Here is an 18,939-nt window from a genome sequence, read left to right on the forward strand (position 1 = left end):
TTTTCTGCTAAAAATCAACTAAAAAACACATCATGAGTAATTATCACATAAAACATTTAGAAGAATATTATCAAGTCTATAGAAAATCGGTTAGAGAACCCGAAAATTTTTGGGAAGAAATTGCTGAAGAGCATTTTATGTGGCAAAAAAAATGGGATAAAGTTTTAAGTTGGGATTTTTCAAAGCCTGAAGTTAAATGGTTTGGAGGCGCACAATTAAATATTACAGAAAACTGTATCGATAGGCATTTGCCAACACGCGGCGATAAAACGGCTATTTTATTTGAGCCAAACAACCCGAACGATCCAGCAGAACATATTACGTACAATCAATTGCACGATCGTGTCAATCAGTTTGCCAATGTTTTAAAAAGTCAAGGTATTACTAAAGGCGATCGCGTTTGTATTTACTTACCAATGATTCCTGAATTAGCGATTGCAACTTTAGCCTGTGCTAGAATTGGAGCTATTCATTCGGTGGTATTTGCAGGGTTTTCTGCTACAGCATTATCTACTAGAATAAACGATTCCGATTGTAAAATAGTAATTACTAGCGACGGTTCTTACCGTGGCTCAAAAACCATAGATTTAAAAGGTATTGTAGACGAAGCTTTAGAGAGTTGCCCAGGCATTAAAAATGTTTTGGTGGCCAAACGAATTAATACAGATATCCATATGGAAGCTGGGCGCGACCAATGGTTGCAACCCCTTTTAGAAGAAGCTTCAACTGTATGTAAAGCTGAGGTTATGAATGCCGAAGATCCGTTGTTTATTTTATATACGTCGGGTTCTACCGGAAAACCAAAAGGTATGGTGCATACCACCGCCGGATATATGGTTTACACGGCTTATACATTTAAAAATATTTTTCAATATAAAGAAAACGATGTGTATTGGTGTACTGCCGATATTGGTTGGATTACTGGTCACAGTTACATTCTTTATGGTCCGTTAACAAATGGCGCTACAACCGTTTTGTTTGAAGGTGTACCGAGTTATCCAGATTTTGGACGCTTTTGGGAAATTGTAGAAAAACACAAAGTGAATCAATTTTACACCGCACCAACCGCTATTAGAGCATTGGCAAAACAAGGCGTAGAATTAGTAGAAAAATACGATTTATCATCATTAAAAGTGCTTGGTTCGGTAGGCGAGCCTATAAACGAAGAAGCTTGGCACTGGTATAATGATAATGTTGGGAAAAAGAAAAGTCCGATTGTTGATACATGGTGGCAAACAGAAACTGGCGGAATTATGATTAGCCCAATTCCGTTTGTAACACCAACAAAACCAACGTATGCCACGTTACCGTTTATTGGTATTCAACCGGCTTTAATGGATGAAGAAGGACAGGAGTTAAAAGGCAATCAAGTCGACGGGCGTTTGTGTATAAAATTCCCTTGGCCAAGTATGGCTAGAACCATTTGGGGAAATCATCAACGATATAAAGACACATACTTTTCGGCTTACGAAAACAAATATTTTACAGGCGATGGAGCCTTACGTGATGAGGTTGGCTATTACAGAATTACAGGTCGTGTAGACGATGTTATTATCGTTTCGGGGCATAATCTTGGAACTGCACCTATAGAAGATGCGGTTAACGAGCATCCAGCAGTTGCAGAGTCGGCTATTGTTGGTTTTCCACACGATATTAAAGGAAACGCACTTTATGGTTATGTTATTCTGAAGGATTTTGGTGAAACCAGAGATCATAATAACCTAAGAAAAGAAATTAATCAAATGATTACCGAATCTATTGGTCCAATCGCGAAACTAGATAAAATTCAGTTTACCGTTGGATTACCAAAAACACGTTCGGGCAAAATTATGAGACGTATTTTACGTAAAATAGCAAGTAAGGATACTAGCAACTTAGGAGATACAAGTACATTATTAAACCCAGAGGTTGTTCAAGAAATTATGGATAACGTGCTGTAGTTTAATCTATGTAAATAGAAAATATATTACAGAATATATGCTGTAATATTTTGTAATAAAAAGAGAGTCGCAAGTTTATATGCTGAAGTTTTTTAGAAAACTGAAGTGTATGAGGTTTGCGGCTTTTTTATTGATTTTAGTGTGCGTGGGGGTTTGTTTGAAGCTTATTGTAACCTAAATAAAGGAATTAAAATAACATGTATACTGTCTATAACAGGTTATTAAGTTGAATCGAAAACTTGAGATTTAATAGTTTTACTGAATTATATGTTGAATTATTCTATTTGATATCTTTTTTTTCATCAACTTTTAATATCTTTAAAAACATTTTCTTCCCTAAATAATTTCTAAATGATGGATTTAGCTTATGATTTCATATTGAAGTCTAAACGATACATCATTTAAAAATAAATGAATAGCTTTAAGACCTTAATAAAAGGTATTATTAATCATAAAATAGATATATAGTTAATAGTATCTATATACTTATGTTGTCAGTAATTTGAGGCAACCAATAAGCCAGTTTTAGCTCAAATTTTTTTGTACTCTCATACTTTATTTTAACTAAATACATTAAAGATTAAATCTCTAATAAGCTTTAAAAACTTAAAGACATAGTTATATGTGCTTACATAACTCATCTTTATTTATGTTTTTCACTAAAATCTTCAACTATGTATCCGTAATAAAGACTTGTCCTCCAATCATTATAAGCCCTTAATACCATATTGTTATTATCTCTATAGCAACGACTACTTCGAGGACAGCCAACATATTCCAGGAAATCATTTTTTGATAAAATATTAATTGTTTGATTTATATTAAATTCTTTATTATCAATAATTACTTTTTCTATGAAGTACTCTTCTCCAGCTTTAAATTTTTTTGCATAAAAAGTAACACTCAAAAAAGTTTTTATTGGATAGACTAAATCATTTGCAAATAAATTAAAATCGTCTACTATTCCTTGTGCTTCTATTATTCTTCTTTCTCCTGAAGTTTTATTTAATAATGAAATAGTTGCTTCATAATTCTGCTTTTTATATGTTTTAAATGGATTACAAATAATTTCTATAGTAGTTCTTCTTCTTGGGTGGGTTACATTTGTTAGATATCTATAGGATGTTTTTTTTGGAGGTTGTAACTCATAACTATCTTCTGGTAAAACTTGATGTCTAGTTCTTTTTGGAAAATATGTTCTTATTTCAGCAAAATAATTAGCTGATAAACTATCAAGTAATTCAACTTTGTCATCGATTGCTCTTTTATCTGCGTATTCAGCTTTCTGTATTTTAAAACATAGTCTTCTTCCTCGTTCAATTTGATTCGCAATATTTTGTGCATCTTTGAAAAGATTAAAAGTTTGAGTTAAACTATAATTAGGATTATTGGTTTTGTTATAATATTTTAAATCCCCAGTTCCTTGACATTTCCAACATTTTTCTTTTCCAGATGCTTCTGATTTTGTATAACCAAATCTACAATTATGACAAGGAGTTTTTGAATCTTTATAAGTTCTTGTTCCTTCACATACATGACAATCAATTTCACCTCCACCATTACAAAGGTCACATTGTTGTGCTGTGGCAATAAAAACAAATATTAAACTAAAAAAAGATGTAAGAATATATGTTCTCATTGTATTCATAATTTACTTAATATTAGGCTAATATAAGAAATTTTAAAAAACTACAAGAATAAAAACTACTGCCAACACCATGTATAATTAATTGCTTCTGCCGGCTAAGACGACGATCTTTGTGTACATTTAATTATATTGTATTGCAGAAAATGAATCCTGTACTTTTACGCAACTAACCATACATAAACACGTTGATATTCATGGCTCACTCAGCTCTGGTAAAATAAAAACTACTCAAAAGTGGTTTAAAATTAATCCCTTAAATCCCACTCAACGGACTTCAGACAATTCAAAACGCCACTGTTACGTGCGACTGACTTTGCTCGTGCTAGAAAACTCTCAGGTTTCTAAATTTAGCCGCATATCTTTCGTAAAATAAGACGGATAAAAAATACCATGCACACAAACATGGCGCTATTCTTATAGGTAACCATTGTGCTGCTTTTTGCAACCAAACGAGATAATTACAAATTAAGCATTAAATCATTTAAAAACGTACTGTAATTATCCAATTCAAAAGGAACATCTGCATTTTTTTCCATATCGTGAAAATGATGTGTTGCTAACAATTCCATTCCTGTAAAAGCATTCATTCTATGAAACCCAAACATAACACCTTCATCTACGCTTTTTTGATTAAAAAATTCATTTTCTAAAGTAAATGCCGTCTTTGGTGCATTCCAACTTGTAGTAAGTATATATTTTTTTCCGTGCATTAACCCGCCAGTCCCGTAATTGATGTTTGGATTTTTTCTACTTCTTCCATCACTGGCATAAATTCCATTTTGATGGCCTTCCGTAAAAACTTCATCTATATATTTTTTAAATCCAAACGGTATTTGAAACCACCAAATTGGCGTATGATAAATCACTACATCTGCCCACTTAAATTTTTCAACTTCTTCTTTTACATCATAATTGTCGCCTACTTGAGTAAATTTCACCTCAAATTCCTTAAGCGTATCAAAATATGATTTAGTGGTATTGAAAAGTGTTTCGTTAAATCTTCCTCCAGAATGTGCAAAGGGATGACCTCCATTAATTATAAATATATTTTTCATTTGTATCTTATTTAGTTTGAGGCGAAATTAAAGCTATATATGTTATTGTAAAAATAATACAAATCATACCTTTGTATAAATATTTTAATAGTTATGGTAAATTTAGAATGGTACAGAACATTTAAAGAAATATATGAAAACGGAACTTTAACTAAAGCTTCTATTGCTTTATATGCTTCTCAACCCGGAGTTAGTGTCCACTTAAATGCACTAGAAGCTTATGTTGGGAAAAAGCTATTTGAACGTACTTCCAGAAAAATGATTCCAACAGAGGATGGGAAATTTTTATATGAATATATTATTGAGTCTTTAAAAAAACTTGAAATAGCAGAACAGCATTTTAAGAAAACCACGCAAGAAAAAAATCCATCTTTAAATATAGGAATGTGCTCTGAAATGTTTCAACTTATTATTGAACCCGAAATTACCAAGCTAGACTTCGACCTAGTAGCTAGATTTGGATCACATATAGATTTAATAAAAGACCTAAATAATGGCATTTTAGATTTGGTAATAACACCTAAAAAACAGAATGAAAAAAAATCGTTGGTTGAATATATTCCTTTTTCAAAAGAAAGAATCGTTTTAATAGCAGGAAATAAAACAGATACAACTCAAATTCAAAACCACATTAAATCAAATGATTTCAATAAGTTAGAGGAGGTGCTGTTTCAAAATATTTGGTATAGCTCATCAAACGAAATGGAACATTTTAGACGTTTTTGGTTTGAGAATTTTAATAAGAAACCGGCCTTTAAACCGAACTATATTTTACCAAATATTACTTCTATTATAAGATGTTTAAACAATGGAAACGGACTTGCATTAGTTCCAGATTTTTTATGCCAAGAACAAATTTTAAGAAACGAAATAAATTTAGTTTGGGAAGGAAAAGTAAAAACTGAAAACACCTTATATTTTGCATCAAGAACAGATTTGAAATACAAAAAAGAATTAGATACAATTAAGACTATATTTACATCAAAAATGAAATAAACGTAGTATAACACGTGTATAAAACATGGCTAGTAATTGATTTATCTAAGGTTCGTGCGTATTTGCAGAGTCCGCCAAATTTTAAAATTTGGCTTGTAGAAAAATAAAGATAAAAACAAAATGTAAAAATTCGACTCGGTGCTAATCTTAGAGTTATCGTATATTTATACGCTACGTTTCATACACCAACGGTTCTACGCAATTTAAGAGCACGTACATTGTAACATATTAATAATTTGCTCTACTTATACCTTGAACACTAACTTACAAGAAATGAAAAAGAATAATGGAACGATCTTTATGGTAATAGGATTGATGTTTACAACTCTTGGATTAACAATTTTGAAAGAATACAAAATTTTACAATATAGCGCTCTAATTCTTGGAGTTACATTAACAATATATAGTGTATTTGTATCAGGCAAATGGAAGAAAAACCAAAAAAGCATGAAAAATAAAAATTCTGCAAAATAATAAAATTAAAACGATTGAATAAAATACTCTGAATTGGAAAAAAATGCCGAATTTACTCTTTGGGAGTTATTACTCAAACGGAATTTAACAAGTTTGTGGAATTGATAAACTGAAAGAAAAATTAGCGGAATAAAAACGGCTTAGAATACCGTGCGTGGATAATTTTCTGGTTTTAGGTAGTTTACGAAAGCCTTTGCACTCAAAAACGCAGTCTTAATAAAGAAACACGTTAGAAAACATATACTCGTCTACCTACAATTTATTTATATGCCTTCTAAGGAACAATCGAAAGCAAAATAAAACGAAAAAAGGTGGTAAAAAAAATACCACCTTTAATTGTATATACGTATTTTAGAATGTCAAATAAGGTGAAATTAAATTATTTAAAAATAATTTTTTTATTTGTTTTTCCTAGTTCCGAAACAACCTCCACAATGTAAACACCACTATTAATTGAAGGTATACTTAATATATTTGATTTAGCAACTCCAACACTTTTATTTAATACATGTTTACCAGATAATGAATACATATTGATATCGGCTTTGGTATTTAATCCAACAATAGTGATTTCACTAGCATTAGATTGATATATTTTGATGTTTTCAAGATTTGAATCAAACTCATTAGTACCTAAAGTTGAACTATCAATATTAACTTCAAAAAGTACATCAAAAGTAGTATATGGGACAGTGTTAAAATAAAGTGTACCACCGTTGTAATTAGGGGAAGGTGTTTCATCATAATGAAAATCACCAGATGAAAGATCAAATGTGTAGGTGTCTCCACCAATTAAGCTTATGTTGGCACTAGATAAATCAAAAGTGCTATACTCTGCATCTGTGTAAGCTGTAGTTTGGGTTATGCTTTGTGAGCTTATTGAACCCATTATATTTCCAGAAAATCCATCTCCTTCGTATATAGTAACAGTTATTCCAGATACATCTCTTGAGCCAAATACTTTTAGGTTATTTAAGTCACCAGTACAACTAGCCTGAAAGCTTTGGCTCCATCTACCAAAACCACCAGCTTGAGTTCCGGATAGGTCATTATTGCCTGTGGAACATTGTTGTGCATGGCTATTATTGTTATAGGCTAATAAAAAAATAGTTAATAAAAAGAGTAATTTTTTTGTCATTTTGGTTTGATTTAAAGGGTTATATTTTTTTGTAAAGAAACATAAAAGTAGTGTTATTTTCAATAATAAACGTTGAAAAGATAATCTTGTAAGAAATAAAAACTAAATATTGTTAATTTCGTCCGATAATCGATATGTTTAGTTTGTTTCGGTATTGTTATTTTAAATAACTAATTCATAAAACGATTAATAAAAACTGAAATGAATTTCCTCTAACTATGAGGAAAGTTCCAGTAGCCCCGCATTCCGTTGAGAATGTAAGCGAAACGAAAACTCTTAGCTTGATTAGAGTAGCAATGAAACAATAATTTCAGAAAAGCATTCGAATTATGCACTCAATCACAAAATAAAACAGGTGAAGCCCAAATTATCCAATCCAACCAAGCTTAACTTTAGTATCTTGCCTTAATAAAATATTATTATGAAAATAAACTTATTGTCTTGTGATGCTCAAAGACCAGATAGAAGAGCGATAGCTAAATGTATTGTCGAAATTTCAACAGGCATAGATGGCGGTTTGGCAAATGAATTTACAGATATCCTTTTAGAAGGTGATCCTGTAGATATTGAGCTGGACGATAAAAACACAGGTTCTGCTTTACGTGCTTTGCGAAAGCTTGATATTGATTACGAAATTGTAGAGTAATTTTAATAGGTTTTCTAGACTTAGAAATCTAATGTTTTGTGTTTAATTTTGGTGTTAATTATTTGTTAATCAGGAGTTTGTTAAATTTGGTTAAAAAGGTTAAAACTATTTTAAATAGCATTTCAATCATGAAAAAAAGGTTTGCTTTGTTTCAAATAACAAATAAATTTTTAATTATGAAAAAAGTATTACTAGTTGCTGCGATGGCAGTTTTTTGGTTAACACAAGTGACTGCTCAAGATTTTCAATTTGGTGCTAAATTAGGGTTAAACTTTGCTTCAGTCAATGGCGATAACACCGACGGATTTGATGCGGTAACATCTTTTAATTACGGACTTGTGGCTGAGGTGCCACTTTCTGGAAAGTTTTCCTTTCAACCTGAGGTTTTATATTCTGGTCAAGGTTTTTCTTTGGGTTCTGATGAATCTGATACGGTTCAGTTAGATTATTTAACCGTGCCGTTAATGGGGAAGTATTACTTAACTAAAGGCTTAAGTTTAGAAGCCGGACCGCAAGTAGGCTTTTTAGTTTCTGCTAAGCAAGACGATGTTAATCTAAAAGATAGTTACAAAGGCTTAGATTTAGGTGTCAACTTTGGATTGGGCTATAAATTCGACAACGGACTTAATTTTTCAGCACGCTATAATGTAGGCTTATCAGATGTTAATGATGTTGATAGCTTTAATGAAAAATATAAAAACGGAGTTATGCAAGTGTCTATTGGTTACTTCTTTTTCTAAAAGATAGCATAAATAATATACTTAAAACCGAAGCCTAGTGTTTCGGTTTTTTAGTTTTAGCCGTGTAGTAAATACCCCCATTTTAAATGCTTGCGTTTATCTAATCGGGAAAGGATTTTCAAAAATATCATAGCCGTTATTAAGGCATCGCCACTAGCAGTATGTCTATCTACTTTAGGTACGTTAAGTTCTTTGCATAAGTCGTCTAGCGAGTAATGCTTCTGCAAGGTGTCTTGATATATCTTATGTTTAGATTTTTTGAAGAGTACGCCGGTATCGATAAACCTGTTTTTTAGTTTTCCTAAACCGTTACGTAGCATCATTTCATTCATCATGTTTTTATCAAAACCAGCATGGTGAGCTACAAGTACGCTGTTTTGAATGTATTCTAAAAAGGCTTTAATAGCTTCTAGTTCGGTTACTTTTTCATAATCACCATTTTTCATGATACCATGAATTTTTACAGTTTCAGATTTAAAAATATCCTGATGTATATAAAGCTCAAAACTGTTACTTACAGGTATGGTTTTGTGAATAATAGATACCGCTCCAATAGATAGCACACGATCTTCCTTTTTATCAAAACCTGTAGTTTCTGTATCAAAAGCTACAAAGCGCGTATCCTCAATGGGGTCTTTAGATTTCTTTTTAAAACGCTCTAAATAGGCCAAATAAAATTCGGGATAATTGTCTTGTTTCTTATTAAACCAATTAAATACCATTTTAGATAAAGTTTTTTAAATCGAAACGTAATTTTAAAGTTTCTTGTATATCGTGTATGGGTTTAAAACAGCGCTTTAATTTTAGTTTTTCTTCCTTAGTTAAAGTTTCTAGTTTTATAAATTTCCCGGAGTTGTTGTGCAATAAACCTTGTTTGGTTTTAAATTTAGATAAAGCCTTAAACGCATAAGCGCAAGACTCGTAAAGTTCTTTATTATTCGGATCTATTTCTGCCATTTTTTCGAAACGCTCGTAAGTGCTGTTTACGTTTTTAATTTGATTGCTTAGTACCAGTAAGCGTGCGGCATCAATTAAGGGCATTAAACCACGGCTTTTAATATTAAACAAATCTTTCTGTTCGCCATTTTGTTCAACTAAAAATTGTTTAAAAATACCAAGTGGTGTAGGGCTTTTTACAGCTTCGCTACCCAAGAATTTATAGAAAAGGCTCGATCCGGATAAGGCTTCAAAAATACTTTCCGATAAGGTGTCTACTAATTTTTCATTACCATAAACACGAGAATAATCAAAGAAAATAGACGATAGTAAAATGGCTTTATCATCTGGACTTAAAATCCAATTCTGAAATTGTGTTTTCCATTTAGAAATCGATTTACACCATTCTGGGTTAACCGCCATCATATCAGCTTCGCAATATTCAAAACCAATTTTATTAAGCGATTTGGTTACATATTTAGCCAGTTGCAAAAAGTAAGCTTGAGTTTCTTCATACTTATCTTCAGGAACATCTTCAAACACTAAAGCATTGTCTTGATCTGTAAACAATAGCTGTTCTCTTCTGCCTTGGCTACCTAGCGCGAGCCAAGAAAAAGCAACTGGAGGTTCGGTTGGCATTTTCTTTAAAGCAATTTCAATGGCACGAATGGTTACGGCATCATTAATTTCCGAAATAACATTAATAATATGTGTTAACGGAATGTTTTGTTCTAAATAACTTTTAAGTAAAGTGTTTGCTTTTAAGCGCGCTATACGTAGCTTTTTAGTACGGTTGGCACGTTTTATTTCTTTTAAAATTACCGAAGGCGTGTTTCCTAAAGTCACCAAAACATCATGGTGTGTAAGTACACCAATAAGGCGAGAGTTTACCGTACCATCTTTGGTGATACACAAATGACCAATACTGTTTTTAATCATTTTTAGTTGGCCATCGGCAACCGTTAAATCTTTTTTAGCCGTAATTACCGGCGAACTCATAATGTTGGTAACCGCTGTGGTAATCGGGAATTTACCCGTTGCAATTTTGTTTTTTATATCGCTATTGGTAATAATTCCAACAGGTTTTTTATTGTCCACAACAATAATACAACCAATTTTATGGGTACACATTAGGCTAGCAGCCTCTTGTAGTGTAGCTGTTTTAGCACAGGTAATTGGTGTTTTGGTATAGTTTGCCGTTTGGAAATTTACAATGTCTTGCGAGGTATTTGGTAGGTAATCTTTAAAAATGGCATTGTTTTCCTCGGTAGTGTAAGAGTCGTATGCATTTGTTGCAAAAGCCGTAATAAGGTATTTGTAAACCTTCGCATTATTCTCTGTAGCACTTTGGAAATTTTTAATAGGCAAGGCGTAAATAATAGTTTCCTCGTTTGCCGTAGCCGTTAATTTGTAATTTTCGCGCGCAATAAGTGGGCGCACGCCAAAAATATCGCCAGTATCATTAATAGTAACCAATTCTTGCGTGTCGTTTTCTGTGTGAAACAAGCTAATAGCACCCGCGCGCACAATATAGAAATACTCGTTTGCTGGCTGGTCTGCCTTAAATAAAGTGTCACCTTTTTCTAGATACACAATAACCACCTGCTCGGCAATTTCTAAAAGCTTTTTAAACTTTATTAAATCGAAGGGCGGATAAATTTTTAAGAAATCGCAAACACGTTCAGCAATCGAGTTTTTCATAAGTTTGTTTTCGGTGTAAAATTTATATTAATTTAAAATCTAAAAGTAATTCACCTTCAATCGATGCTTGTAAATGGTCGCCTTTTTCGTTTAATCCTGCACCTTCAGCTGGTGTTCCTGTAAAAATTATATCGCCAGGGTTTAAAGTCATATAAGTAGACACGAAGCTAATAATTTCAGCAAAATTATAAATCATAAAATCGGTGTTTCCAACCTGTTTTTGCGCGCCATTTATTTTTAAATCAAAATTAATGTCGCTCAAATCTTTAAACTCAGAAACCGATTTAAAACTTGAAATTGGCGATGCACCATCAAAACCTTTTGCCAGTGTCCAAGGGCCTTTGTTTTCACGACTTGCCGCAAGTACATCCTTTGCAGTATAATCAATACCAACCCCAATTTCAGAAATATAATCGTTAGCATCTGCTAAAGCAATATCCTTTCCTGTTTTTCCAATTTTCACAACTAATTCCACCTCGTAAGCCAATTTTGTTGTAATAGCCGGAAAAACCACATCGGCATTATCGGTAACAACAGAGCTGTCCGGTTTCGTAAAAATCACTTGCGCACCCGTTTTAATCGCGCTAATTTCAGCCTTATTAATCACGTAATTCTTTCCAATACCAATAACTTTCATGTGTTTAGTTTTAAGTTTTTAATTTAGTTTAACAAAAAATAAAAGTAGTAAATAAGCCGTTCAAAAAAGGGTTTTCATTAAATAATTTGGGCGTTACCACAAGGGTGGGGCTTTTCGCAGTCGCTTTTTTGTGTTGCATAGGCGCAACCACACAAAAAGAGCTCCAACAAATGCTTCAATCCCTAACGCGGGCTAGTCTGTTAAATTAAAACTTAGAGCTCGGTGTAATGTAAATATGTTAGGTTTTGTTAAAAAAAGTAAATGAAAATATGTCATAATCTCCACATGTGGTATCTTTATTGACTTGTATTCTCAATATACTAAAAATTCACATGCAACACCTTAAAGAATCCGAATCACCCAAAGATAAAACGAAACAAAAAGTTACCATGGCGCAAGCCTTTAAAACCATTATTTGGCCGCGCCGGAAATTGGTTTTATTAGGTTTATTATTAATTGTAATTCGCAGTTTGGCGGGTTTAGTATTGCCATGGCAAAGTAAAGTTTTACTAGATGATGTTGTGCCAAGTAAAGACATCTCATTATTATACAATTTAATAGGTATCGTTATTGCGGCTATTACAGTACAAGCGGTAACCTCGTTTTTACTAACACAAATTTTGAGCGTACAAGCGCAATATTTAATAAGCGAATTACGTGCACAGGTACAGAAAAAAGTGCTTTCACTGCCTATTAGCTTTTTCGATAATACTAAATCTGGTGCTTTAGTATCTCGAATTATGAGTGATGTAGAAGGTGTGCGTAATTTAATCGGTACTGGATTAGTACAGCTTGTTGGCGGATCGTTTACAGCGGTTGTGTCACTTATTATTTTAATCGATTTAAATCCTTGGATGACGCTTTTTGTGTTTGTCCCTTTATCCATTTTTGGATATATCGCGCTTAGAGCTTTTAAATATATTCGACCTATTTTTAGAAAACGCGGAAAAATTAACGCTGAGGTAAAAGGTAGACTTACCGAAACACTTGCTGGTGTGCGCGTAATAAAAGCTTTTAATGCTGAGGAACAAGAAAATATTGTTTTTGAAAAAGGCGTTGATAAATTATTTCAGAATGTAAAAAAGAGTTTAACCGCAACGGCTTTAATGACGAGTTCTTCGACCTTTTTAATAGGTGTTGCCACCACAGGTATTATGGGGATTGGTGGTTATTATATGATTTTAGGAGAAATGACCACTGGGGAATTTCTTTTCTTCACCTTAGTTCTTGGTTTTATGATTGCGCCTATTGTACAAATGAGTAATATTGGTAGTCAACTTACCGAAGCTTTGGCTGGTTTAGATCGTACCGAAGAGCTTATGAATATGACAGCCGAAGAAGATAATGAAGCGCGAAGCATAGAGCTTAATACATTAAAAGGTGATATAGAATTTAAGGATGTGTCGTTCTCATATGAGGAAGGAAAAGAGGTCTTACATAATATTAATTTTAAAGCGCCAGCAGGTTCTGTAACAGCTTTAGTTGGTAGTTCGGGATCTGGTAAATCGACTATAGCAGGACTTTCAGCAACGTTTTTAACACCTCAAAAAGGTCAGGTGACTATTGATAGTCAAGATTTATCTAAAGTCAGGTTAAGTAGTTATCGCCAGCATTTAGGTGTGGTTCTTCAAGATGAGTTTTTGTTTGAAGGTAGTATTAGGCAAAACATTATGTTTCCGAGACCAAACGCTACAGAAGCCGAATTACAAAATGCTGTAAAAGCGGCTTATGTTAATGAGTTTACAGATAGATTCGACGACGGATTAGAAACTTTAATAGGGGAGCGTGGTGTAAAACTTTCTGGCGGACAACGTCAACGTTTGGCTATTGCGCGTGCTATTCTTGCAAATCCGAAGGTTATTATTTTAGATGAAGCAACCTCGAGTTTAGATACCGAAAGTGAAGCTTTAATTCAGAAGAGTTTATCAGAATTAATAAAAGATAGAACCACCATAGTTATTGCACACCGTTTAAGTACAATTCGTAAAGCCGATCAAATTTTGGTTATCGAAGCCGGCCATGTTGTAGAACGTGGCACGCACGATGAACTGATTGCATTAGGTGGGCGTTATTATGATTTATACACATACCAAGCAAAAATTTAATACATGAAAGTAAGCGATTTAAGAAGGACTGAGTATCACGAGTATTACGCAGGCTATATAGGTAAGGTGCCAAAAACCTGGACACTAAAAAAAGGTTTTGATTTAGGTAAAACAGAAGTCGTTGATTTTTTTAAAGCTGTACCAAACGATAAATTGGAATACCGTTATGCCGAAAATAAATGGACCGTAAAAGAAGTGTTTCAGCACATTATAGATACCGAGCGTGTTATGGCGTATCGTTGTTTTAGAATGGCGCGTCACGATGCTACGGCTATGGCAGGCTTTGAGCAGGACGATTATATTAAACCTTCTAAAGCAAACCAAAAATCTATGGATATCTTGGTAAACGAATATTTAAGCGTTCGCCAAAGTACAAATGCCTTAATACAGAGTTTAAGCGACGAAGATCTAGAATTTGTAGGGAATGCTAACGGAGCGGCAATGTCGGCAAGAGCAGTCGCCTTTATGATCTTAGGACACGAAATCTGGCATATAGATATCATAAAAGCGTTGTATTTGTAATTTAAAATATCAATTTTAAGACACTTTCTTGTTTTTAGTGTTTTAGAGCATGTTTAGTAGTTGGTTAAATTGGATTTAAGGTGCTTTTTAAGAGATTTAAGACGTTTTTTAATAATTAACAAATGTTAATAATTATTGAGTGAAGTCGATAAAGTGTATTTAAAATGCCATTTTAATTCGTATATTTGTTTGTATTCAAAAGGATGCTCGATAGCATCTTTTTTTATGCTAATGAAATACTGAATCTTTTTTATAGAATTAAAAAATAGATGGTCAGAATTTCATTAATCCTGTATAAAAAGCAGGGTCTCATATTAATAATAAAATAATATCAATTCATAATTTATGAGCGAAGAAAAAGAAGAGTTTAACAAGCACAATTATTCTGCCGATAGCATTCAAGCTTTAGAAGGTATGGAGCACGTGCGTATGCGTCCGTCGATGTATATTGGCGATGTTGGTGTACGTGGTTTACACCATTTAGTTTACGAGGTTGTCGATAACTCGATTGATGAGGCTTTAGCCGGACATTGTAATAATATTACAGTAATTATCAACGAAGATAACTCGATTACTACTGAAGATGATGGTCGTGGTATTCCTGTAGATTTACACAAAAAAGAAGGTGTTTCGGCTCTAGAAGTTGTAATGACTAAAATTGGTGCTGGTGGTAAATTCGATAAAGATTCTTATAAAGTTTCTGGTGGATTGCACGGTGTTGGTGTAAGTTGTGTAAATGCTTTATCTGCACATTTAAGAGCTACGGTTTATAGAAATGGAGAAATTTGGGAACAAGAGTACGAGCGCGGTAAAGCTGTATATCCTGTAAAGAAAATAGGAGAAACGGATAAACGTGGTACTATAGTTACTTTTAGACCAGATGAAACTATTTTTAAACAAACTTTAGAGTATAGTTATGATACTTTAGCAAGCCGTTTACGTGAGTTAGCTTACCTTAATAAAGGTATTACAATCCATTTAGTTGATAGAAGAACTAAAAAAGAAGATGGCGAGTTTGAAGGTGAAACGTTCCATTCTGAAGAAGGTTTAAAAGAGTTTATCAAGTATTTAGATGCCACTCGTGAGCCTTTAATGAAAGATGTTATCGCTTTTGAAGGAGAGAAAAATGGTGTACCTGTTGAGGTTGCCATGATTTATAATACATCATACGCCGAGAATTTACATTCTTACGTAAATAATATTAATACACATGAAGGTGGAACACACCTTTCTGGTTTCCGTCGTGGTTTAACTCATACCCTTAAAAAGTATGCAGATGAATCAGGATTATTAAAAAACTTAAAGTTTGATATTGCTGGTGATGATTTCCGTGAAGGACTTACCGCTATTATTTCTGTAAAAGTACAGGAACCTCAATTTGAAGGGCAAACCAAAACAAAATTAGGTAACCGTGAAGTTTCTGCATCTGTAAGTCAAGCAGTATCAGAAATGCTTACCGATTACTTAGAAGAACATCCAGATGATGCTAAAATCATTGTTCAAAAAGTAATTTTAGCTGCACAAGCACGTCACGCCGCTCAAAAGGCCCGTGATATGGTACAACGTAAAACGGTAATGAGTATTGGTGGTTTACCTGGTAAACTATCCGATTGTTCTGAGCAAGATCCTGCAAAATGCGAAGTATTCCTTGTAGAGGGAGATTCGGCAGGTGGTACGGCTAAACAAGGTCGTGACCGTGCATTTCAAGCTATTTTACCTTTAAGAGGTAAGATTTTGAATGTTGAAAAAGCGATGACTCATAAGGTTTTTGAAAACGAAGAGATTAAAAATATCTTTACTGCGCTAGGTGTAACTATTGGTACTGAGGAAGATAGTAAAGCTTTAAACCTTTCAAAACTACGTTACCATAAAGTAGTGATTATGTGTGATGCCGATATCGATGGTAGTCACATTGCTACTTTAATTTTAACATTCTTCTTTAGATACATGAAGGAGCTTATTGAAAATGGACATATTTACATTGCAACACCGCCATTATACTTAGTAAAACGTGGTGCTAAAAAACAATATGCTTGGTCTGATGAAGAACGTGATACTATTGTTTCTGAGTTTGGAGATGGATCTAAGATTCAACGTTATAAGGGTCTTGGAGAGATGAACGCAGAACAACTTTGGGATACTACTATGAATCCTGAATTTAGAACCATGCGTTTAGTTCAAATTGAAAACGGAACAGAAGCTGATAGAGTTTTCTCTATGTTAATGGGGGATGAAGTGCCACCTCGTAGAGAGTTTATTGAGAAGAATGCTATTTACGCAAATATTGACGCGTAAAACATATTTATTTTATATACAAAAGCGCCTGTCTAAATTTAGACAGGCGCTTTTTATTTGGCTATTAATGTAGGGATAATTTGGGGCAAAGTTTTTATAATATTCTTTTCTAGAATAGCCCCAAGCCAGCTCTTACGCTTGGTGTGCTTACTCTAACTCTCGTGTTAACTGTACTTCTGTTATTATATCTATTATTGTAATAGTTGTTGCTATAACCATAGTAGTAAAAAGAAGTATGATGGTAGTAATGGTCGCTGTGATGGCAATGGTTATCACAATGCTCGTAGTGGTTTGCATAAGCATCTTTTTTGCCTTTCATGTATGCCCGGTAAGCTTTTTTATCGTTTTTCTTTAAGTTCTTTTCGTAAGTTTTTTGGTCTTCCCAAAAGGTTTCGTCATCGGCTTTTGTTTCTGCCGAAAATTGTTGTTCGTATTTAGCATCTTCTAATGCTCGTTTTTGGTAATACGATGTTTTGTCAATTTGTTTTTCTTGAGAAACTTCTGCTTCTTGGCTGTATGTTACAAAAGAACTTCCTATGATTACTGCGAATACTAATGTTTTAAATAATGTCATCTCTTTAAAATTTTAATGATTAATTAAGCTTTTAATAAGCCTTCATTAATAAGACACTTAGTATATAGTTTACCCTACGGGATATTTGTTTTTTTATTCGGAATTAGCTTTTTATTACAAATTGAAACCTAAAGAAAACTGCCAAACTCTATTTTGAGGAGATCCTTCATCATAAATATCTCCTAAGCCAAGATGATATCTCACTCCTAAACTTACGCCTGAGTTTGTTTTAAATCCGCAACCAAAATTCATACCCCAATCAAAGTTGTTAGGTTTAAATTCTTGAGTAGTATCAAATACTCCAAAGCTACTATCAAATTCTTCCTTATGCGAAATAGCTAAGCCTGCTTGCGGTCCTGCTTCTAAATAGAAATTGTCACTAGGATATATTTTTAATAATAGAGGTACATTGATGTAATCTAGTTTTTGTGTAAATCTGCCGCTATTGTCTTGTAATTCGTAACCTTGTTGCGAGTATAAAAATTCAATTTGTAGTGCGGCATGATTGCTGAAAAAAGATTCACCATATATGCCAGCATGAAAAGCATGCCTTTGTCCTGTTTCGGTTTCGCCATCAAAACTAACAGCGGCTAAATTATAACCGAATTTTATACCTACGTTTGATGTTTTCTCCTGTGCGTTTATACTAAGTAAGCTGCTTAAAGTTAATAAGCATGTTATAAGTAATGTTTTCATTTTAGTTGTTTTTTAATTGAGGTTTATTTACCACCGTTAGCTTGTAAATCGGCAATACACTGTGCATCTAGTTGAGGTGCAGTGCTCATACCTGCCATGTCGCTTAGGTTTGCTGCAGATTCTGATGCCCAATACATTAAGCAGTTTTCTATATCGCAATGTTTTGGGTGTTCTTCATCTTCATGTTCACTTTGTAGTGGTGTGCCTAAATTTGTGAGTCCTAATATATGTCCGAATTCATGGTTAATTACTGTCGTTTCTAGCAATGTTCTGTCCGGTTCAAATGGACTGTTACTAAAGCTTTCTACTGTTTCTTGATAAATAACAAACGAGGTATTCCAGTAAGCTGTTCCTAACACAACGGTGTTGTTTTCTTCGGAATCATTATCAGATTTTCCGTCAGAAAAATAAGCCCAAACCGCAATTTGGTTACTTGTGTTGTAGTGTGTTCTGTGTTCAGTTTCTATGTTGGCAATATCTTCTAAGCTATAAGTGGTTTTTCCTGGAGACGGGATCGCTCTTTTTTCAACAGTAATACCATTTGATTTATAGGTTCTGTTTTCTAAAAAAGTAGTGAAATTGTTTAAAGCACTTTCGGTAGGTTCAAAACCTTCTACATAAACGACTTCAATAATCATGCTTGTAAAGGTGTTGTCTGATAGTAAATCGCGAGCCGAACTACCTGTGGTTTGTCGGTTTAATACTTTTGATACAGTGTTATCTGTATCATTGTCTTCTCCCGATTCGTCTTTAGAACATGCGCTTATTATTAAAAGGCATAGAAAGGAAATTAATATTTTAAACTTCATTATATTTTGTTTTTATTTTATAAAAGC

At 33.4% G+C, this 18,939-nt stretch carries 17 protein-coding genes; 8 read left to right on the forward strand and 9 right to left on the reverse strand.

Going from position 1 to position 18,939, the window contains the following annotated elements:
- Nucleotides 1-32 precede the first annotated feature (32 nt).
- Nucleotides 33-1,940, forward strand: coding sequence for an acetate--CoA ligase (gene acs, locus QWY92_RS13050; protein ID WP_290271987.1), 1,908 nt, complete (start codon nt 33-35; stop codon nt 1,938-1,940).
- A gap of 643 nt (nt 1,941-2,583) precedes the next feature.
- Here the strand turns inward: acs and QWY92_RS13055 are convergent.
- Both QWY92_RS13055 and QWY92_RS13060 read right to left on the reverse strand, forming a co-directional pair.
- Nucleotides 2,584-3,579 (reverse strand): DnaJ-like cysteine-rich domain-containing protein, encoded by a 996-nt coding sequence (locus QWY92_RS13055; RefSeq protein WP_290271990.1) that lies wholly within the window; start codon nt 3,577-3,579, stop codon nt 2,584-2,586.
- A gap of 467 nt (nt 3,580-4,046) precedes the next feature.
- Entirely contained in the window at nt 4,047-4,643 is a 597-nt protein-coding gene (locus QWY92_RS13060) for an NAD(P)H-dependent oxidoreductase (RefSeq protein ID WP_290271993.1), read from the reverse strand.
- Between the two features lie 93 nt (nt 4,644-4,736).
- On the opposite strand from QWY92_RS13060, the gene QWY92_RS13065 reads away from it, so the two are divergent.
- A complete protein-coding gene (locus QWY92_RS13065) occupies nt 4,737-5,639 on the forward strand; it encodes a LysR family transcriptional regulator (RefSeq protein ID WP_290271995.1) in 903 nt (300 codons plus the stop codon).
- Between the two features lie 273 nt (nt 5,640-5,912).
- Entirely contained in the window at nt 5,913-6,113 is a 201-nt protein-coding gene (locus QWY92_RS13070) for a hypothetical protein (protein WP_290271997.1), read from the forward strand.
- 379 nt (nt 6,114-6,492) lie between these two features.
- On the opposite strand, the gene QWY92_RS13075 is transcribed toward QWY92_RS13070, so the two are convergent.
- On the reverse strand, nt 6,493-7,251 hold the full coding sequence (locus tag QWY92_RS13075) for a T9SS type A sorting domain-containing protein (protein ID WP_290272000.1): 759 nt from the start codon (nt 7,249-7,251) through the stop codon (nt 6,493-6,495).
- Nucleotides 7,252-7,672: 421 nt separating this feature from the next.
- On the opposite strand from QWY92_RS13075, the gene QWY92_RS13080 reads away from it, so the two are divergent.
- On the forward strand, nt 7,673-7,897 hold the full coding sequence (locus QWY92_RS13080) for a hypothetical protein (protein WP_290272002.1): 225 nt from the start codon (nt 7,673-7,675) through the stop codon (nt 7,895-7,897).
- Between the two features lie 176 nt (nt 7,898-8,073).
- Nucleotides 8,074-8,637, forward strand: coding sequence for a porin family protein (locus QWY92_RS13085; RefSeq protein ID WP_290272005.1), 564 nt, complete (start codon nt 8,074-8,076; stop codon nt 8,635-8,637).
- A gap of 56 nt (nt 8,638-8,693) precedes the next feature.
- On the opposite strand, the gene QWY92_RS13090 is transcribed toward QWY92_RS13085, so the two are convergent.
- Genes QWY92_RS13090 through QWY92_RS13100 form a run of 3 tightly spaced genes read right to left on the reverse strand, consistent with a single transcriptional unit; the run spans nt 8,694 to nt 11,911 of the window.
- On the reverse strand, nt 8,694-9,359 hold the full coding sequence (locus QWY92_RS13090; protein WP_290272008.1) for a 3'-5' exonuclease: 666 nt from the start codon (nt 9,357-9,359) through the stop codon (nt 8,694-8,696).
- Nucleotide 9,360: 1 nt separating this feature from the next.
- Complete coding sequence (locus QWY92_RS13095) at nt 9,361-11,274, reverse strand: DUF294 nucleotidyltransferase-like domain-containing protein (RefSeq protein WP_290272009.1); 1,914 nt, start codon at nt 11,272-11,274, stop codon at nt 9,361-9,363.
- A 22-nt stretch (nt 11,275-11,296) separates the two neighbouring features.
- Nucleotides 11,297-11,911 carry a fumarylacetoacetate hydrolase family protein gene (locus QWY92_RS13100; protein ID WP_290272011.1) on the reverse strand — a complete coding sequence of 205 codons (615 nt, stop codon included), beginning with the start codon at nt 11,909-11,911 and terminating at the stop codon, nt 11,297-11,299.
- A 332-nt stretch (nt 11,912-12,243) separates the two neighbouring features.
- Here QWY92_RS13100 and QWY92_RS13105 point away from each other — a divergent pair, with 332 nt between their 5' ends.
- From QWY92_RS13105 to gyrB, 3 genes are all read left to right on the forward strand, one after another.
- Nucleotides 12,244-14,016 carry an ABC transporter ATP-binding protein gene (locus QWY92_RS13105; RefSeq protein ID WP_290272013.1) on the forward strand — a complete coding sequence of 591 codons (1,773 nt, stop codon included), beginning with the start codon at nt 12,244-12,246 and terminating at the stop codon, nt 14,014-14,016.
- A 3-nt stretch (nt 14,017-14,019) separates the two neighbouring features.
- Entirely contained in the window at nt 14,020-14,538 is a 519-nt protein-coding gene (locus QWY92_RS13110; protein ID WP_290272015.1) for a DinB family protein, read from the forward strand.
- A 345-nt stretch (nt 14,539-14,883) separates the two neighbouring features.
- Complete coding sequence (gene gyrB, locus QWY92_RS13115; RefSeq protein ID WP_290272017.1) at nt 14,884-16,833, forward strand: DNA topoisomerase (ATP-hydrolyzing) subunit B; 1,950 nt, start codon at nt 14,884-14,886, stop codon at nt 16,831-16,833.
- Nucleotides 16,834-16,942: 109 nt separating this feature from the next.
- Here the strand turns inward: gyrB and QWY92_RS13120 are convergent, their stop codons facing one another.
- The 3 genes from QWY92_RS13120 to QWY92_RS13130 all read right to left on the reverse strand — a co-directional run bounded on the left by QWY92_RS13120 (nt 16,943) and on the right by QWY92_RS13130 (nt 18,912).
- Complete coding sequence (locus tag QWY92_RS13120) at nt 16,943-17,407, reverse strand: hypothetical protein (protein ID WP_290272019.1); 465 nt, start codon at nt 17,405-17,407, stop codon at nt 16,943-16,945.
- A gap of 114 nt (nt 17,408-17,521) precedes the next feature.
- The gene (locus tag QWY92_RS13125; RefSeq protein WP_290272021.1) at nt 17,522-18,103 is read right to left on the reverse strand and encodes a porin family protein; all 582 of its coding nucleotides are present in this window, start codon (nt 18,101-18,103) and stop codon (nt 17,522-17,524) included.
- A gap of 23 nt (nt 18,104-18,126) precedes the next feature.
- Entirely contained in the window at nt 18,127-18,912 is a 786-nt protein-coding gene (locus tag QWY92_RS13130) for a membrane metalloprotease (RefSeq protein WP_290272023.1), read from the reverse strand.
- Between the last annotated feature and the right edge of the window lie 27 nt (nt 18,913-18,939).

The organism is Algibacter miyuki (assembly GCF_030409805.1).
Taxonomy (GTDB): Bacteria; Bacteroidota; Bacteroidia; order Flavobacteriales; family Flavobacteriaceae; genus Algibacter; species Algibacter miyuki.

What these genes read in the sequence shown, in the direction of transcription:
- acs (WP_290271987.1), top strand. Translation starts at nt 33, where the DNA reads ATGAGTAATTATCACATAAAACATTTAGAAGAATATTATCAAGTCTAT.
- QWY92_RS13055 (WP_290271990.1), bottom strand. Translation starts at nt 3,579, where the DNA reads ATGAGAACATATATTCTTACATCTTTTTTTAGTTTAATATTTGTTTTT.
- QWY92_RS13060 (WP_290271993.1), bottom strand. Translation starts at nt 4,643, where the DNA reads ATGAAAAATATATTTATAATTAATGGAGGTCATCCCTTTGCACATTCT.
- QWY92_RS13065 (WP_290271995.1), top strand. Translation starts at nt 4,737, where the DNA reads ATGGTAAATTTAGAATGGTACAGAACATTTAAAGAAATATATGAAAAC.
- QWY92_RS13070 (WP_290271997.1), top strand. Translation starts at nt 5,913, where the DNA reads ATGAAAAAGAATAATGGAACGATCTTTATGGTAATAGGATTGATGTTT.
- QWY92_RS13075 (WP_290272000.1), bottom strand. Translation starts at nt 7,251, where the DNA reads ATGACAAAAAAATTACTCTTTTTATTAACTATTTTTTTATTAGCCTAT.
- QWY92_RS13080 (WP_290272002.1), top strand. Translation starts at nt 7,673, where the DNA reads ATGAAAATAAACTTATTGTCTTGTGATGCTCAAAGACCAGATAGAAGA.
- QWY92_RS13085 (WP_290272005.1), top strand. Translation starts at nt 8,074, where the DNA reads ATGAAAAAAGTATTACTAGTTGCTGCGATGGCAGTTTTTTGGTTAACA.
- QWY92_RS13090 (WP_290272008.1), bottom strand. Translation starts at nt 9,359, where the DNA reads ATGGTATTTAATTGGTTTAATAAGAAACAAGACAATTATCCCGAATTT.
- QWY92_RS13095 (WP_290272009.1), bottom strand. Translation starts at nt 11,274, where the DNA reads ATGAAAAACTCGATTGCTGAACGTGTTTGCGATTTCTTAAAAATTTAT.
- QWY92_RS13100 (WP_290272011.1), bottom strand. Translation starts at nt 11,911, where the DNA reads ATGAAAGTTATTGGTATTGGAAAGAATTACGTGATTAATAAGGCTGAA.
- QWY92_RS13105 (WP_290272013.1), top strand. Translation starts at nt 12,244, where the DNA reads ATGCAACACCTTAAAGAATCCGAATCACCCAAAGATAAAACGAAACAA.
- QWY92_RS13110 (WP_290272015.1), top strand. Translation starts at nt 14,020, where the DNA reads ATGAAAGTAAGCGATTTAAGAAGGACTGAGTATCACGAGTATTACGCA.
- gyrB (WP_290272017.1), top strand. Translation starts at nt 14,884, where the DNA reads ATGAGCGAAGAAAAAGAAGAGTTTAACAAGCACAATTATTCTGCCGAT.
- QWY92_RS13120 (WP_290272019.1), bottom strand. Translation starts at nt 17,407, where the DNA reads ATGACATTATTTAAAACATTAGTATTCGCAGTAATCATAGGAAGTTCT.
- QWY92_RS13125 (WP_290272021.1), bottom strand. Translation starts at nt 18,103, where the DNA reads ATGAAAACATTACTTATAACATGCTTATTAACTTTAAGCAGCTTACTT.
- QWY92_RS13130 (WP_290272023.1), bottom strand. Translation starts at nt 18,912, where the DNA reads ATGAAGTTTAAAATATTAATTTCCTTTCTATGCCTTTTAATAATAAGC.